We start from the raw sequence: 13,942 nt of genomic DNA, 5'->3' as shown, positions 1-13,942 counted from the left end.
GTAGTGGTAACACCCGCGCACACTCGCGTATCCTATTGATATAAAATCCGTTCTATGAAGGCACTGTTCAACTTGGGCCAGGGTGGTGATCGCCCGCACGATCGCCTGGGCACTGCCGCCCTCCTCGAGAGCACGCACGAAGCTTTGGTCGATCTTGATCTTGTTGAAGGGGAATGAGCGCAGGTAGCTGAGCGATGAGTACCCGGTGCCGAAGTCGTCGAGCGCCACGCGCACACCCAATGCCTGCAGCGAATGGAGGATGTTCAGCGTCTTGTCGACATTCCCGATGAACACGCTTTCGGTGATTTCAAGTTCGAGGCGGCCCGAAGGAAGCCTGCTTTGTGCCAAGGCCTGCGCGATGCACGCGACGAGGCCGTCGGTCGTGAGCTGACGGGGCGAGATGTTGACTGCAACGCTGATGTCTTCAGGCCATTGCGCCGCCTGACGGCAGGCCTCGCGCAGGGCCCACTCGCCGAGTTGCACGATCAGGCCGGATTCCTCGGCAATCGGGATGAACGTTGCCGGGCTTATCATTCCGTGTTGCTCGTGCGGCCAGCGCATGAGAGCCTCGAAGCCCTTGATGCGGTTCTCCGACATGGAAAACAGGGGCTGGAAGTAAAGCTCGAAATCACCATCCCGGATCGCGCGGCGCATATCGATTTCCAGATGACGACGACGACTTGCCTCGGCGTCGAGTTCGGGTTCGAAGAAGTTGTAGCCGCCCTTGCCATTGTTCTTGGCACGATCGAGCGCGAGATCGGAGCTTTTGAGGAGGGCGTCCGAGCAGTCCGCGTCCTGCGGGCCGATCGCGATGCCGATACTGGCGGAAACAACGATGCTGCGTCCGTCGATGGTCAATTCGCGGTTGAGCGCGGCTTCAAGTCTGCGGGCCAGGGCAGTGCAGTCGGTTGCCGGCTCGAGTCCATCGAGCAGGAGGCCGAAATCGTCACCGCCGAACCGCGCCACCATGGCGTTCGGGTAGCAGTCCTGAAGCGTTTGCGCCACGGTGCGCAGCAACTCGTCTCCAAACGGGTGACCCAATGCGTCGTTTATGGCCTTGAAGTCGTCAACATCGATGAAGGCTACGAACGTGCGCTGGCTTTCGCTTTGTCGGGCTACGGCTCGTTCCAGCTTTTCGATGAAGAAACGGCGATTGGGCAGGCCGGTCAGTGCATCGTGGAGCGATGCGTGCATGATCTGCTGTTCGCGCTCTTCTACCGCATCGACCATCGCGTTGAAGCTGGAGGCGAGAGAGCGCAGCTCGATTGCGCCTTCGACCTTGACCTTTGCTACGGCACCGCCGGCATAGGCGCGCGCTGCTTCCGCGAGCAATTGCAGTGGCCGGGCAATCCCGCGCGAGAGGCGGATCGCGGCCCATGCACCAGCCAACAGTCTGAACAACCCGATCAGCATGAGCACCAGGCGAAGACTGAAGTAACGCGCTAACACCGAGTTGAGCGAATGCGCCATCACCAGGCGAGGCTCGTTGCCGTCTTCCAGGCTCGCAATAGCTGAAACACGAACCAGTGTTGGGCCGTCGTGGCCCTCCATCTCGGCGATCTCGCCAAGCTCGAGCGAAGCAAGGTGGCTGTCGAGTTGCGCCCGCTCGATCACGCGCGCCTCCAAGGGTGCGGCCGACAGGCTTGCAAGCTGTGTCATGTCAGCCGGACCGAGCGTGTTCAGCAGGATCAGCCAGCCGGCAAGATCGGGCATCTCGATCGGCACTGCAGCGCCAAGCGCCTGCGCCTGGCCGAGCCGGATGACGCCGCGATCGGCACCGTTCTCCAGCCGTGACAGCATGGCCGTGCCCCTGATCGTCGTCGCCGTGCTCGAAGAGATCACGCTGCCATCGAGCTGGACGATCGCCACTTCGCTCACCTTGGCGCGGTCGCGCAGGCTTTGCAGGGCCGAGACGAGCGTTGGCGCATCGCCGGTGGCCAAGGCTTCACGGAAACCAAAATCGCGGGCTACCACTTCGCCCGCGTCCGCCATCTGCCTTTGCCTACTGGCAATGATCTGGTCGAACACGCGGGAGTTGGCGGCAAGCTCGCGCTCTGCTGTTTCATAGGCGAAGGTGTTGATGCCCGAACCGGCCGCAAGCAGCGTTGCGGCTACGATCACTGTCAGCAACAAGACGTACAATAATGCAATCCGGCTGCCGAGTGAGCGAACGCGCACGTCTATCGCATTGCGCAGGCGGTCAAGCGCCTGCACTACCGACCGTTTCATTTGCCGCTGCCTGGCCGCAGCGCCACCATGATCCGACTGCGGTTGCTGGGTTCCAGCACCAATTTGCCGCGCCATTCGCCACCTGCGCCGCGGATGCGGGATGCCAGACGACGACGTCATAGGTCCCGCGACCCAAGCCCTCGATGTCAGCCAGCCCGTTCAGGTCGCTGCGTGCTGCAAAGGGCGTGTCTGTCACGCGGATATAGCCTTGCATCCTGTCGTGGATGTTGCAGCCCAGCGCGATCGTGCCGGCCACCTTGAATTGCTGGGTCCGCGTCTGATCCTGCCCATAGAGGTCGATCTTGAAGGGGCCGGGCTTGGAAAAGCTGTAGATCGAATGGCGTACGTTATCGAGGTTCGGGAAGGCCACTACCGCGCCCAGGGGCACGATCAGCGTACCAGGCACGAACGCCTGGTTCTTCTGCGCCATCGCATTGCGCCATGCGAAAGTCGGACGACGGGTGTTGCCAGCCGGTGGCCGGATTTCGATCACGGCATCGCGTAATGGGACGCCCGCCTGGTCCACCACCAGCATAGGTAGCGTGCTCGCCGGCGTGGCCGAGATCAGCAGGGGTAGCGTCAGCGCCACGCAGATCGGGGCCGAACGGAGCGATCCGCATCGCGAGACTCGCAAGGAGAGCAGATTTCTCATGCAGCCAGGCTAAGCGGCAATACCTTCGAAATTCAGAATCCTGCCTAGAGGGCACTTTAGGATTTCCCAACAGGTCTTGATTAACCCACTCGCCTACTCTCTCTCGACAAGGGTGCCAAAAGCGTGATCAAGATTGCCAAGTTGGGCGCGGCCCTGGCAGGCCTTATGCTTGCTTCGCCCGCGCAGGCTGACCCGCTGCTGGATGGCGGAAAGCTGGTGCTGACCAATGGCATATCCTCGATCGAGGGAGCCAGCGGCGGTGGTCTTGCCAGCTGGGCCACGATTGCCGGCATGGAAACGAACCGCGGCCTTGGGCTTTCGGCCCATGTCACCGGCATCGAGCTGGCCGACTATGGCTGGCAGAGCCACGGAATTGCCGTGGGCATCAAGGACCGGGTCGAGCTGTCCTATGCCCGCCAGAACTTCGATACGCGAAAGGTTGGCGAAGCACTTGGTCTCGGCAAGGGTTTCCGCTTCAATCAGGACGTGTTCGGCGCGAAGGTGCGGCTGATTGGCGATGTGGTCTATGGTTCGCCCTTGCTTCCGCAGATCAGCCTGGGGCTGCAGCACAAGCGCAGTCTTGATGGCGCCATCATCAGGGCGGTGGGGGCAGCGTTGTCGTCCGGCACCGATTTCACGGCCAGCGCCACCAAGCTGTTCCTGTCGAAAAGCATTCTGGTCAACGCCACCGCGAGGTTGACCAATGCCAACCAGTTCGGCCTGCTCGGGTTCGGTGGCCCCAATCAGCCTGCCCGCACGCTGCAGTTCGAAGGCTCGCTCGCCTGGATGCTTACACCGCGCCTTGTCGTCGGTGGGGAATACCGGACGCGGCCCAGCAATCTTGCCATCGCGCGCGAGGACGACGCCCACGACCTGTTCGTGGCTTGGGCCGTCACCCGCAACGCCACGTTGACCGCAGCCTATGCCGATGTCGGCTCGGTGGCCACTTTCGATGGCCAGCGCGGCGGGCTCGTCTCGCTCCAGCTCGCATTCTGAGGAGGCCGTTGATGCCGTTTGCGCTCGCATTTGCCCTGCTCGCCGCCCAGCCTGTCACCCCCGATCCGCAGGAGGTCCCTGCTGCGCAGGGCGATTTCTCCGGCGTCGATTGGGAAAAGGAATTCGGGGTCGAAAAGAAGGTGGCCGATCCCGTAACCGGCGAATTCCCGGTCGAGCCCTACCAGCAAGGCCCCGCCAACGCAGGAGCAGGCCCTTTCACCGGCGAGAGCATGGCCCGGGCCTTCGGCGGTCAGGACGGCATCCACAGGATCGTGGACAGGCTGGTCGTCCTCAGCGAGAGCGACCCGCGCATTTCTGCAATCTTCAAGAGCCGCGATCTGGTTCGCTTGCGCCGCACCCTGTTCGAACAGTTCTGCTTCATATTGAACGCCGGCTGCATCTATAGCGGGCGCGAGATGCAGGCGGCGCACAAGGATCTCGGCATCACCCGCGCTGATCTCAATGCCCTGGTCGAGAACCTCCAGCAGGCCATGCGCGAGGGGCAAGTGCCCTTCGCCGCGCAAAACCGCTTCCTGGCAAAGCTGGCCCCGATGGACCGGCAGGTTGTCGAACGGTGAAGGCGCGACGCGCCCCGAGGCGCAGGCGCGATTTCTGGCGACGGCCTCAGCCTTGCAGCGCAGCCAATCCGCCGGTGGACCCGAAACCGCCCTCGCCGCGCGTGGTTTGGTCGAGCGTATCCGCCTCTACCCAGATCCCGCGCGTGACGGGTGCGACGACGAGCTGGGCGACGCGGTCACCTCGGCGGATCGAGAAGCTGTCGCTGCCGTGGTTGATGAGGATCACCTTCAACTCGCCACGGTAGTCTGAATCTATCGTGCCGGGGGTGTTGGGCACGGTGACGCCATGCTTCAGCGCGAGGCCGGAGCGGGGACGGACCTGGATTTCGTAGCCCGCCGGAATTGCGACCGAGAGGCCCGTGGCGACGGCGTGACGCGCGCCGGGGGCAAGATCGATGTCCTCTGCCGAGACCACATCCATGCCTGCCGCGCCATCTGTGGCATAGGCCGGCAGCGGCAAATCCAACCCGTGGGGCAGGCGCTTTACGAGCACGGGGATTTCAGGCGAGTGCATCGGCAATTCTTTCGATCAGGAGCGCCGCGGCGGCGTCCTTGGGGAGTTCGGGCAGGCTTTCGACGCCGCTCGCGCTGACGATGTGGAGGACGTTGATCTCGCCGCCCATCTTGTGCGTGGCGACATCGTTGGCGACGATCCAGTCCGCGCCCTTGCGGGCAAGCTTGGCGCGCGCGTGCTCCAGCACGTCGTTGGTTTCGGCAGCGAAGCCGACGACGAGCGGCGGGCGACGTTCGGACTTGCAAAGCGTGGCGAGGATGTCGGGGTTCTCGACCAGCTGCAGCGGCGGAACCTGGCCCGAACCATCCTTCTTGATCTTTTGCGCGGCCTCGCCGGCGCTGCGCCAGTCGGCCACGGCGGCGACCATGATGGCGACGTCTGCAGGCAGGGCGGCGTCGACGGCAGCGGCCATCTGGCGCGCGGTTTCGACGTCGATGCGGGTGACGCCAGGCGGGGTCGGCTGGTTGACCGGGCCGGAGACGAGCGTGACTTTCGCGCCGGCCTTCGCGGCGGCGGCGGCGATGGCATAGCCCTGCTTGCCGCTCGAACGGTTGGCGATGTAGCGCACCGGGTCGATCGGTTCGTGGGTCGGGCCTGCGGTGATGAGCACGTGCCTGCCGGTGAGCGGTTTGCTTGTGCTGCCAAGCTGGCGCGCGATTTCGGCGCAGATCGCCGGTGGCTCGGGCAAGCGGCCGGGGCCGAACTCGCCGCAGGCCATCGCGCCTTCGTCTGGCTCCATCACGGCAACGCCATCGGCGCGCAGGGTGGCGACGTTGCGCTGTGTGGCCGGGTGCTGCCACATGCGCACGTTCATGGCGGGCACGGCCAGCACCGGCTTGTCCGTCGCAAGCAGGAGCGTGGTGGCAAGATCATTGGCGATGCCGCCCGCCATGCGTGCCATCAGGTCTGCCGTTGCGGGGCAGACGACGACGAGATCAGCCTGACGCGAAAGCTGGATATGGCCCATCTCGACCTCGTTCTTGAGATCCCACAGCGTGGTGTGGACGGGGTTCTCCGAAAGCGCCGCAAGCGTCATCGCGGTAACGAAATGCGATCCGCCCTCGGTCAGCACGCACGTGACGTCGGCGCCTTCCTTGCGCAGCAGGCGGACGAGCTCGCATGACTTGTAGGCGGCGATACCGCCGCCAATGATGAGCAGGATGCGTGTATCCTTCATGGATGGGGCTTGTGCAATGGGTAAGCCTCGCGCGCAATCCTTTTGCGCAGGGAGCGCCGTTCAGGCACAGTCTGCCACAAACCATGACGGGGACCGGATGATGAGACTGATACTGACGGCACTGGTGTTTCTGGCGGGACTGTTCGACCTGTTCCTGGCGATCGGCTTCCTGACCGGGCCGGAGCAGGCAGCGATGGGCTTCGGTATCGCAGCCACCGGGGTCGGCGGCGTTTCGACGATCCGGGCAGACTTCACCTCGTTCTTCGGCGTCGCGGCGTTCTGCATGATGTGGGGTGCGTGGCGCAGGAATGCGGACCTGATGCTGGTCCCGGCGCTGCTGTTCGGCACCTCGTTCGTGGGCCGCGCGATCAATCTGGCGGTGACGGGGGCTTATCCCGGTTGGCCGGTGCCGATGGCGGTCGAGGCGGCGCACGTCGTGCTGATGCTGGCGGCATGGCGCCTGCTGCCGCATCACAAGCTGGGCGAGATTGCGGGGTGACGCCACAAGCCTATCCTCTGGGGCCTTGGTTTGCGCACCTGGCTGGGCCGGAGCGGTGCGTGGCCGTAGAGGTGGACGCGGCGTTCTGGGAAAGCGGTGTGCAAGCTCTGCCGCCGGGCCGGCTGGTCAGCATGTTCGAAAGCGCCGCGGACTGGCAGGTGTGGGAGTGCCATCCCGATGGCGAGGAGATGGTCATCCAGATCGAGGGCGAACTGGTGCTGATTCTCGAGCAGGGCGGCGCGGAAGTTCGCGTGCCGCTTCGCCCAGGGGAATTTGTCGTGGTGCCGAAGGGCGTCTGGCATACCGCTGACGCGCCGGTGCCGGGCAGGGCGATCTATATTACTCCGGGTGATGGAACGCAGAGCCGCGACCGGAAATGATCCCCTGAGGCCGTGGGCAACGTCCCGGGCCTGAGATAGCCGAACATGTGCGCGACGTAGTCCGCCTTGCCCAGACCGACGCCCTTGTGACGCAGGATGGCGTAGGCAATCATGATGTGGAAGTAGAACTGTCCCAGCGCCCAGTCGCGGCCGTACTGGTCCGCGGTCAGGTCGAACACCATGCCATTGGGAAGTTCGTGCGCGATCATCGCGGCGCCGTCGGATCCTTCGCTTTCGGAACGTGCCGAGACAAGCGCAATGGTCTCGGCAATCCTTGTGCGTGCCTCGCGGAGCGAACCCGCCTTATCCCCGGCCTCGCGGCCTTCCTCCAGCAGGATCGCGTGCAGCGGCGGCAGGGCAACTCCCTGCAACCGGTGGACGCCCTCCAGCGCTTGCGCGCAGGCAAAGCGGACCTGAGTAGACAGCGGGAACATGTCGGGCGCAAGCCGCGCTGAAGGCAGCGCAGCCACTTGCGCCTCGGGCAATTCACCTTCGGCCTTGTCCAGCCAATTCGACAAGGCGCCGAGCATCTGCAGATATGTCGGGGCAAGGAGTGAGAACGGTGTCATGGCATTTCCCTTTCAGCGGGATTGCGCTGCGCCTTCCATCGGCCCCACAGCGCGAAGACGGCGCGCTGGGCGGGGCGTTCGAATTTGGCGTGGCTGATGAAGCCTGCGGCGATGGCGAGGGTGACGAAGAGGATCAGGAACCAGGGCTGGCGTGCGATGTCGCGCGTCAGGCCGGTGGAATCGATCATCAGGACCAGCGCCAGCTGGATCGGGATGTGCCAGAGGTAGATGCCGTATGAGGCATCGCCGAGCTTCTGGCCGAATTGCAGGCGTCCCTTCTCGTCGTTGAGATCGATCGCAAGGGTGAGGAACAGGACTGCGTAGGTGCCTACGATGGTGGCGGCATCGCCGCTGCGGTAGTTGGCCTTGAGCATGAAGGCGCTTGCCAGCAGGGCAAGGCCCAGCGGCAGGAGCGTGGCCGGGCGGAGCCAGCCCTTCAGCGTCGCTCCATAAGCCGCGCAGCCGAGCATGAAGTAGCCGATGCAGGCGAGCACGTCCTTGTTGGGCAGTTCCTTCAGCATGCCGTAGAGCAGCAGCGCGCCCAGTGGCAGGGCCAGCGCCAGCGGCGCGCGGCGCAGCGCCGGGATGGCGAGGAAGAAGACGAGGTAGGCGAGGATCTCGGTCGACAGGGACCACGAGGGGCCGTTGAACGACTGGTTATCCTGCCAGCCCCAATACTGCATCAGCGGGATCGACAGCAGGAAGTGCTTGAGGTCGTTGGTGTGATAGATGAACTCGGTGCCGGTGCGGGCGACATAGATGCCTTGCAGGATCGCCATCAGGCCAAGCGTCAGCAGGTGCAGCGGCCAGAGGCGCGCAATGCGGGCGAGCCAGAACCGCGCCCTGTAATTGGCATCGGCGAGATAGACATGCGCAAAGACGAAGCCCGAGACCGCCCAGAAATACTGCACGGCGGTGTGGCCATGGTTGTACAACCACGAGAGCGTTTCGTACCACGGCTGGATCGCGCGATTGACGTGCACATGATAGGGCACCGGCGGCACGAACACGTGCTGGTAATGCCAGAACAACACCATGATCGCCGCGAGCAGGCGCGACAGATCGAGCGCGTGGAAGTGGCGCTTGGGCAGGCGCAGGTGCGATAGGTTATGGCTCAAGGGAGCGGTCTTCTCAGCCCCACCAGCCAAGGGCGTGGGTGCCGATGACCAGCGCGCCGCCCGCCAGGAAGGTGAGGATCTGGCCGAGCACACCGGGGCCCCGCTTGCGGCGCTTGCGCTGCCACATCAGTTCGACCTTTGGCAGCGGCGGCGCCTCGGGTGCGCCGCCCTTGGGCGGGAAGCGGTCTTCGATGCGGCGGATGAGGTCGGGGATGCGCAGCAGGGTCTGCGTATCCTCGCGCACGCGGTCGGCTATCGCGGCTTCGGGGCCGAGCTCGTCGCGCACCCAGGCGCGCACGAAAGGCGCCGAGGTTTCCCACATGTTGATCTCGGGATCGAGCTGGGTGGCGATGCCTTCGACCATGACCATGGTCTTCTGCAGCAGCAGCAGGTGCGGCTGCGTTTGCATGTCGAAATCGCGGGTGATGGCAAAGAGGCCATCGAGCATCTGGCCGACCGAGAGTTCGGACACCGGCTTGCCGCGCATCGGTTCACCCACGGCGCGCAGGGCCGTGGCGAATTCGTCCACCGAGTGATAGCTCGGCACGTATTGCGCCTCGAAGTGGATTTCGGCGACGCGGCGATAATTGCCGGTCGTCAGGCCATAGAGGATTTCGGCGAGCCACTGGCGGGCGCGGCGGTCGATCCGGCCCATGATGCCGAAGTCGATGGCGACGATGGTGCCATCGGGTTCGACGAACAGGTTGCCCTGATGCATGTCGGCGTGGAAGTACCCGCCGTTGATCGCCTGGGTGAGGAAGGCGAGGACGAGGCGCTGGGCCAGCGCCTTGCGATCGTGGCCTGCCGCATCGAGCGCGGCGGTGTCGCTGATCTTGACGCCGTCGATCCAGTCGAGCGTCATGACCCTGCCGTTGGTGCGATCCCAGTCGATGTCGGGCACGCGATACCCGGCGTGCGCGCGCATCGTGTCGGCCAGTTCCGAGGCGGAGGCGGCTTCGCGACGCAGATCAAGCTCGCGCACCGTCCAGCGCTTGAAATTGGCGATGACCATGCGCGGGCGCAGGCGCGATGCTTCGCCGCCCAGGCCTTCGAGATGGGCGGCGGCCCATTCGTAGGTGTCGATATCGCGCGCGAACTTCTCGCGCACGCCGGGGCGCAGGATCTTGACCGCGACCTTGCGGCCTTCGGTCGTCACCGCGCGGTGGACCTGGGCCACCGAGGCCGCGCCCACCGGCACCGGATCGAACGAGGAAAACAGGCTCTCGAGCGGCTTTTCGAACGAGCGCTCGATTTCGGCGCGGATCAGCGCGAAATCGACCGGGGGGAGCTGGTCCTGCAGGGCGAGCAGGTTGTGCGCCGCTTCCTCGCCCACGAGATCAGGGCGGGTGGCGAGAGTCTGGCCGAGCTTGATCGCAGCCGGGCCGATCGCGCGGAAGGCACCGGCGTAGTCGGGCGTCTTGGGCTGGATCGTGCCGAAACGCGCAACCTTGCACAGGGTGCGGACGGGCGAGGGCGTGTTCGGATCACTCTCGATCCCGCGCAGCGCGCCGTGCCGGGCAAGCGTGCGGCCCCAGCCGAGCAGGCGGCGGATATGCGTGGCGGGAAGGGTCAAGCGATCAGACCTTCCAGCCCGAATGGATCGCGACGAGGCCACCGAGGATGGGTTCCACCCTGGTCCGCTTGAAGCCGGCGGCCTGGATCATCTTCTCGAATTCCGGCATCGGCGGGAAGCGGCGGATCGATTCGATCAGGTAGCGATAGGAATCCTCGTCGCCCGCGATCATCTGCCCGAGCTTGGGCACCAGTTTGTGCGAATAGGCGTCGTAGATTTCCGAGAAGCCGGGCCATTCTGTCGTCGAGAACTCGAGGCAGAAGAAGCGGCCGCCGAACTTCAGCACGCGGTGGGCTTCGGCAAGGGCGCGGTCGATGTGCGTCACGTTGCGGATGCCGAAGGCGATGGTGTAGGCGTCGAACACGCGGGTCGGGAAGGTGAGTTCCTCGGCGTTCTGGCGCGACCATTCCAGGCCTTCCAGCCCGCGCTTGGCGGCGCGTTCGATGCCGACATCGAGCATGTCCTGGTTGATGTCGGACACGGTGATGTTTGCGCCGTGCTTGGCCATGCGGAAGGCAATGTCACCGGTGCCGCCGGCCATGTCGAGAATCGCCTCGCCCGGCTGGGGGCGCACGCGGCGCACGAACTTGTCCTTCCACAGCCGGTGCATGCCGACCGACATGGCATCGTTCATCACGTCATACTTGCGCGCGACGTTCGAGAAGATCGCGCCGACGCGGCCTTCCTTCTCTTCTGCCGGGATGTCTTCGTAGCCGAACGAAGCTGTCTCTTGGGCTGTTTCAGATGCGGTCATGCCTTGGCCCTTTAGTGGGGAATTGCCCGGACGGCAAAGACTGTTAGGGGTGGAGGGGATATGCCAGAGCTACCCGAAGTAGAGACGACCGTTCGCGGCCTTGCAACCGTGCTGGAGGGACAGGTCATCCGCAGCGTGCGGGTTAACCGGGCCGACCTGCGGCGACCGTTTCCGGTCGATCTGGCGCAGGCGCTGACCGGTGCGCGGGTGACCGGGCTTTCGCGGCGCGCGAAGTATGGCCTGATCCACACCGATCGCGAACGGACGATGGTGTTCCATCTCGGCATGTCGGGGCGCTGGCGAATCGATCCCGACGACATCGGCAAGCACGATCATCTGGTGCTGGAGACGGGCGAGGGGCGGGTGCTGTCGCTCAACGATGCGCGGCGCTTCGGCTCGGTCGATCTGGTTGACAGCGACAGGCTGGAAAGCTGGCCGCCATTCGCCGCGCTGGGGCCGGAGCCGCTGGGACCGGACCTGACGCCGAAGCTGCTGGCGGCAGCGTTCAAGGGCCGGATCGCGGCGGTGAAGCTGCTGCTGCTCGACCAGCGCATCGTGGCGGGCCTGGGCAATATCTACGTGTGCGAGGCGCTTTATCGCGCGCGGGTGCATCCGGCGCGCGAAGGGGGGCGGGTCAAGCCGGGCGAGCTGAAGCTGCTGGTGCCGGCGATCAAGGCGGTGCTCGAGGAATCGATCCTCGCGGGTGGATCGACCTTGCGCGACTATGCCCGGCCCGATGGCGAACTGGGCTATTTCGCCAAGGACTTTGCCGTCTATGGCCGCGAGGGTGAGCCTTGCGCCTGCGGCGGCACGGTGGAGCGGATCGTGCAGGGCGGGCGGTCGAGCTTCTTCTGCGCGAAGTGCCAGAAGTAGCAGCGATGGCGCGCGGGGTTTGCCCACCCCGCTGCGCCCCCGCGAAGGCGGGGGCCTCAGTCGGTTTACTGTGAGGTTCTGTAAGAACACCGAGGTCCCCGCCTTCGCGGGGACGCAATGCTTCTTGGTGCGAGAGGTCATCCGCTGGCGAATGCGGACCGTAACGCCGGGGGGAGTTCACAGATCGCGCGACCGGTGCGGTGCCGTTGTGGCACGCAGCGGGGAGGGCGCGGGACCGGGTGCGAGTGGCCGGGGGGCGGTTCCGGGCCCCTGGTCGGCTCAGCCTGAGGTCGGACACATGTGAAAGGACGAAGCCTTGGCAGCGGCTCGCGTACTGCCTTGGCTTCTGGCAAGCGGCTGCGTGAAAAGAACCTGTCGTTTGCGCCGACATTGTCACGCAAGTCATGGCGGGTTCCGCATCCGCAGCGTCGCTCAGGGTTCGGCGCCGTGCTATCAGCCCTGGGTTGTCCTGTCTGTCCTTGGGTAACGACAGGGTTTGCCCGGTGGGTCTTGGGCTTTACGCCCCTCGTTGAACCCGCTGCGCACCTGCCGCACCGATCGCGCCGGAGGCTTCGGCCACAGCGTCGGCTTCCGAAGGAAAGAAGCGGGTTGGCCTTGTGCCCTCTCCTGACCTGTGGGCGGGGCGTATAACCTATATGGTTCGTTTTGTCAACGTGTGTTTTTTGTCCTCCCTGCTCGCGGGGGGGGGGCAGCGTGCAGCGCTGACGGAAGGGGCTGTCGCCGTGATACGGTCTTGGTAGGCACACGACAGCCCGCTCCACCGCCTCCCGCCAGCGAGAAGGATGGCCTCTCCCTTAATTCCGGGCTGTTCGGAAGTTCCAGGAGCCAATGCGGTGCGACCGCGATTCTGTACTTCAGCGTTTTCCACCATGTTGTAAAATTCATCATGGTCCGTTAAATCGGCCTTTACTATTAGTTAATCTTCAGTTTCAGAATCGTAATACGAAGTTACAGAATCGTAGAGCTTTCCTCGAACTTTGTATTTTAAGGGCTCTGAAAAAATTTCGCCAAATACTTCAATATTTAAGTCGGAGTTGTCCGCTGTCGGTTGAACCGAATAATAGATTAGAAATTCTCCATATGGATAAAAATTTATATTTGATTGACATTTCAATTTTTTGCTGAAGTCATCGAACTCCACAGCAACTACGTTTTCAAGTGAGGTATTGTCTCTCCAATAGCCATTCCATTGATCGATGCTGACTACGCCGCGTTTCGATGACGAAAAATTATTGCGAGATATCTGATCTCTTTCGTCTATAAATTTTGGAGTTGTAATCTTCTTGACGATTTCTTGAATCTCTGGATCGACACATGCCAAGCGATCTCCGTTCGTAACGAGCGACATGACATCTGGATTTGGTGCGGACTTTGGCTTGGGAACCTGCTCCTCGCGGCTGACCGCTGTGGCTGAACTGTCTGCTTCTGATGGCTGCTGGCTTTGGCAGGACACCAAAAATAACGTACTTAATAATATGGTTCTTCTCGCCAAAGCGACAGCATTCTCTTCTGAAAAACACCATAGCATCTCGTTCATCACCCCTTTAAATAAGGTCGTATTCTTGGTATTTTCGCATGAATATCAGAAACTTCGAGAAATCAAGGGCAAAATCGGTCTGGTGCTCAACGAGGTCTTGCTGCTTACCGCCCCTTCCGCAGCACAATATAAACCGCCCCCGCCCCGCCATGCCTCGGCTGCGCGGGCCGCACTGCTGCGATCTGGCTGGCATGCGGGCTGTGGGCGAGCCAGTCGAGCAGTTTGGCGCGGATGACGCCGCGGCGGTTGCCGCGTTGGTCGTGTTCGTCGTGGGGGCGGGGTTTGCCGGCTATGAGGAGCATGACGCGGGCGCCCATGGCCAAGGCCTGGGCGATGCTGCCGGTGAGGCGGGCGTGGGCGGCGTCGAGGGTGAGGCCGTGGAGGTCTATGGTGACGTCGGGGGTAATTGGCCCTCGTGACAGTTTGCGGTCCCAGCTGGAATCTAGGCCGTGGTTTTGCAGAGGGCGGGCGA

15 protein-coding genes are annotated in these 13,942 nt (G+C 63.6%); 5 read left to right on the top strand and 10 right to left on the bottom strand.

Annotated features, from left to right (window positions below; genetic code table 11):
* Together NJ75_RS23610 and NJ75_RS24875 are read right to left on the bottom strand one after the other, a co-directional pair.
* The coding region (locus NJ75_RS23610) for a bifunctional diguanylate cyclase/phosphodiesterase (RefSeq protein ID WP_169745774.1) at positions 1 to 2,229 on the bottom strand (2,229 nt) is incomplete at its 3' end.
* Positions 2,201 to 2,881, bottom strand: a complete 681-nt coding sequence (locus NJ75_RS24875; protein WP_169745773.1) for a cupredoxin domain-containing protein — start codon at positions 2,879 to 2,881, stop codon at positions 2,201 to 2,203. The genes NJ75_RS23610 and NJ75_RS24875, both read right to left, overlap by 29 nt.
* A gap of 123 nt (positions 2,882 to 3,004) precedes the next feature.
* Here NJ75_RS24875 and NJ75_RS22835 point away from each other — a divergent pair, with 123 nt between their 5' ends.
* Together NJ75_RS22835 and NJ75_RS22830 are read left to right on the top strand one after the other, a co-directional pair.
* Positions 3,005 to 3,877 carry a DUF3034 family protein gene (locus tag NJ75_RS22835; RefSeq protein WP_236727239.1) on the top strand — a complete coding sequence of 291 codons (873 nt, stop codon included), beginning with the start codon at positions 3,005 to 3,007 and terminating at the stop codon, positions 3,875 to 3,877.
* Positions 3,878 to 3,888: 11 nt separating this feature from the next.
* Positions 3,889 to 4,455 carry a group I truncated hemoglobin gene (locus NJ75_RS22830; protein WP_082013562.1) on the top strand — a complete coding sequence of 189 codons (567 nt, stop codon included), beginning with the start codon at positions 3,889 to 3,891 and terminating at the stop codon, positions 4,453 to 4,455.
* A 46-nt stretch (positions 4,456 to 4,501) separates the two neighbouring features.
* Here the strand turns inward: NJ75_RS22830 and dut are convergent, their stop codons facing one another.
* Positions 4,502 to 4,969 (bottom strand): dUTP diphosphatase, encoded by a 468-nt coding sequence (dut, locus tag NJ75_RS22825; RefSeq protein WP_039338657.1) that lies wholly within the window; start codon positions 4,967 to 4,969, stop codon positions 4,502 to 4,504.
* On the bottom strand, positions 4,956 to 6,146 hold the full coding sequence (gene coaBC, locus NJ75_RS22820) for a bifunctional phosphopantothenoylcysteine decarboxylase/phosphopantothenate--cysteine ligase CoaBC (RefSeq protein ID WP_039338655.1): 1,191 nt from the start codon (positions 6,144 to 6,146) through the stop codon (positions 4,956 to 4,958). The genes dut and coaBC overlap by 14 nt, the downstream gene beginning before the upstream one ends.
* Before the next feature lie 97 nt (positions 6,147 to 6,243).
* On the opposite strand from coaBC, the gene NJ75_RS22815 reads away from it, so the two are divergent.
* Positions 6,244 to 6,645 carry a hypothetical protein gene (locus tag NJ75_RS22815; RefSeq protein WP_236727238.1) on the top strand — a complete coding sequence of 134 codons (402 nt, stop codon included), beginning with the start codon at positions 6,244 to 6,246 and terminating at the stop codon, positions 6,643 to 6,645.
* A 59-nt stretch (positions 6,646 to 6,704) separates the two neighbouring features.
* Positions 6,705 to 7,025 (top strand): cupin domain-containing protein, encoded by a 321-nt coding sequence (locus NJ75_RS22810; RefSeq protein WP_052242789.1) that lies wholly within the window; start codon positions 6,705 to 6,707, stop codon positions 7,023 to 7,025.
* On the opposite strand, the gene NJ75_RS22805 is transcribed toward NJ75_RS22810, so the two are convergent.
* Genes NJ75_RS22805 through NJ75_RS22790 form a run of 4 tightly spaced genes read right to left on the bottom strand, consistent with a single transcriptional unit; the run spans position 6,980 to position 11,039 of the window.
* The gene (locus NJ75_RS22805; RefSeq protein WP_052242788.1) at positions 6,980 to 7,594 is read right to left on the bottom strand and encodes a DUF1993 domain-containing protein; all 615 of its coding nucleotides are present in this window, start codon (positions 7,592 to 7,594) and stop codon (positions 6,980 to 6,982) included. The two genes, NJ75_RS22810 and NJ75_RS22805, sit on opposite strands and share 46 nt — an antisense overlap.
* Positions 7,591 to 8,712 carry an acyltransferase family protein gene (locus NJ75_RS22800; protein WP_039338653.1) on the bottom strand — a complete coding sequence of 374 codons (1,122 nt, stop codon included), beginning with the start codon at positions 8,710 to 8,712 and terminating at the stop codon, positions 7,591 to 7,593. Before NJ75_RS22800 ends, NJ75_RS22805 begins: the two co-directional genes overlap by 4 nt.
* Positions 8,713 to 8,725: 13 nt before the next feature.
* The gene (ubiB, locus tag NJ75_RS22795; protein WP_039338651.1) at positions 8,726 to 10,285 is read right to left on the bottom strand and encodes a 2-polyprenylphenol 6-hydroxylase; all 1,560 of its coding nucleotides are present in this window, start codon (positions 10,283 to 10,285) and stop codon (positions 8,726 to 8,728) included.
* Between the two features lie 4 nt (positions 10,286 to 10,289).
* Positions 10,290 to 11,039, bottom strand: a complete 750-nt coding sequence (locus tag NJ75_RS22790) for a class I SAM-dependent methyltransferase (RefSeq protein ID WP_039338650.1) — start codon at positions 11,037 to 11,039, stop codon at positions 10,290 to 10,292.
* A 60-nt stretch (positions 11,040 to 11,099) separates the two neighbouring features.
* Here NJ75_RS22790 and mutM point away from each other — a divergent pair, with 60 nt between their 5' ends.
* A complete protein-coding gene (mutM, locus tag NJ75_RS22785; RefSeq protein WP_039338649.1) occupies positions 11,100 to 11,912 on the top strand; it encodes a bifunctional DNA-formamidopyrimidine glycosylase/DNA-(apurinic or apyrimidinic site) lyase in 813 nt (270 codons plus the stop codon).
* 937 nt (positions 11,913 to 12,849) lie between these two features.
* On the opposite strand, the gene NJ75_RS24665 is transcribed toward mutM, so the two are convergent.
* Positions 12,850 to 13,470, bottom strand: coding sequence for a hypothetical protein (locus NJ75_RS24665; protein ID WP_156135951.1), 621 nt, complete (start codon positions 13,468 to 13,470; stop codon positions 12,850 to 12,852).
* Between the two features lie 104 nt (positions 13,471 to 13,574).
* The gene (locus tag NJ75_RS25270) at positions 13,575 to 13,805 is read right to left on the bottom strand and encodes a Smr/MutS family protein (protein ID WP_236727240.1); all 231 of its coding nucleotides are present in this window, start codon (positions 13,803 to 13,805) and stop codon (positions 13,575 to 13,577) included.
* Positions 13,806 to 13,942 lie beyond the last annotated feature (137 nt).

The organism is Novosphingobium subterraneum (assembly GCF_000807925.1).
Taxonomy (GTDB): domain Bacteria; phylum Pseudomonadota; class Alphaproteobacteria; order Sphingomonadales; family Sphingomonadaceae; genus Novosphingobium; species Novosphingobium subterraneum.
The sequence above is the reverse complement of the archived record's forward strand: the minus strand, read 5'-3'. Positions and strand labels throughout refer to the sequence as shown.

Coding starts and splice junctions, on each gene's coding strand:
- NJ75_RS24875 (WP_169745773.1), bottom strand. CDS start 2,881: ATGAGAAATCTGCTCTCCTTGCGAGTCTCGCGATGCGGATCGCTCCGT.
- NJ75_RS22830 (WP_082013562.1), top strand. CDS start 3,889: ATGCCGTTTGCGCTCGCATTTGCCCTGCTCGCCGCCCAGCCTGTCACC.
- dut (WP_039338657.1), bottom strand. CDS start 4,969: ATGCACTCGCCTGAAATCCCCGTGCTCGTAAAGCGCCTGCCCCACGGG.
- coaBC (WP_039338655.1), bottom strand. CDS start 6,146: ATGAAGGATACACGCATCCTGCTCATCATTGGCGGCGGTATCGCCGCC.
- NJ75_RS22815 (WP_236727238.1), top strand. CDS start 6,244: ATGATGAGACTGATACTGACGGCACTGGTGTTTCTGGCGGGACTGTTC.
- NJ75_RS22805 (WP_052242788.1), bottom strand. CDS start 7,594: ATGACACCGTTCTCACTCCTTGCCCCGACATATCTGCAGATGCTCGGC.
- NJ75_RS22790 (WP_039338650.1), bottom strand. CDS start 11,039: ATGACCGCATCTGAAACAGCCCAAGAGACAGCTTCGTTCGGCTACGAA.
- mutM (WP_039338649.1), top strand. CDS start 11,100: ATGCCAGAGCTACCCGAAGTAGAGACGACCGTTCGCGGCCTTGCAACC.
- NJ75_RS24665 (WP_156135951.1), bottom strand. CDS start 13,470: ATGAACGAGATGCTATGGTGTTTTTCAGAAGAGAATGCTGTCGCTTTG.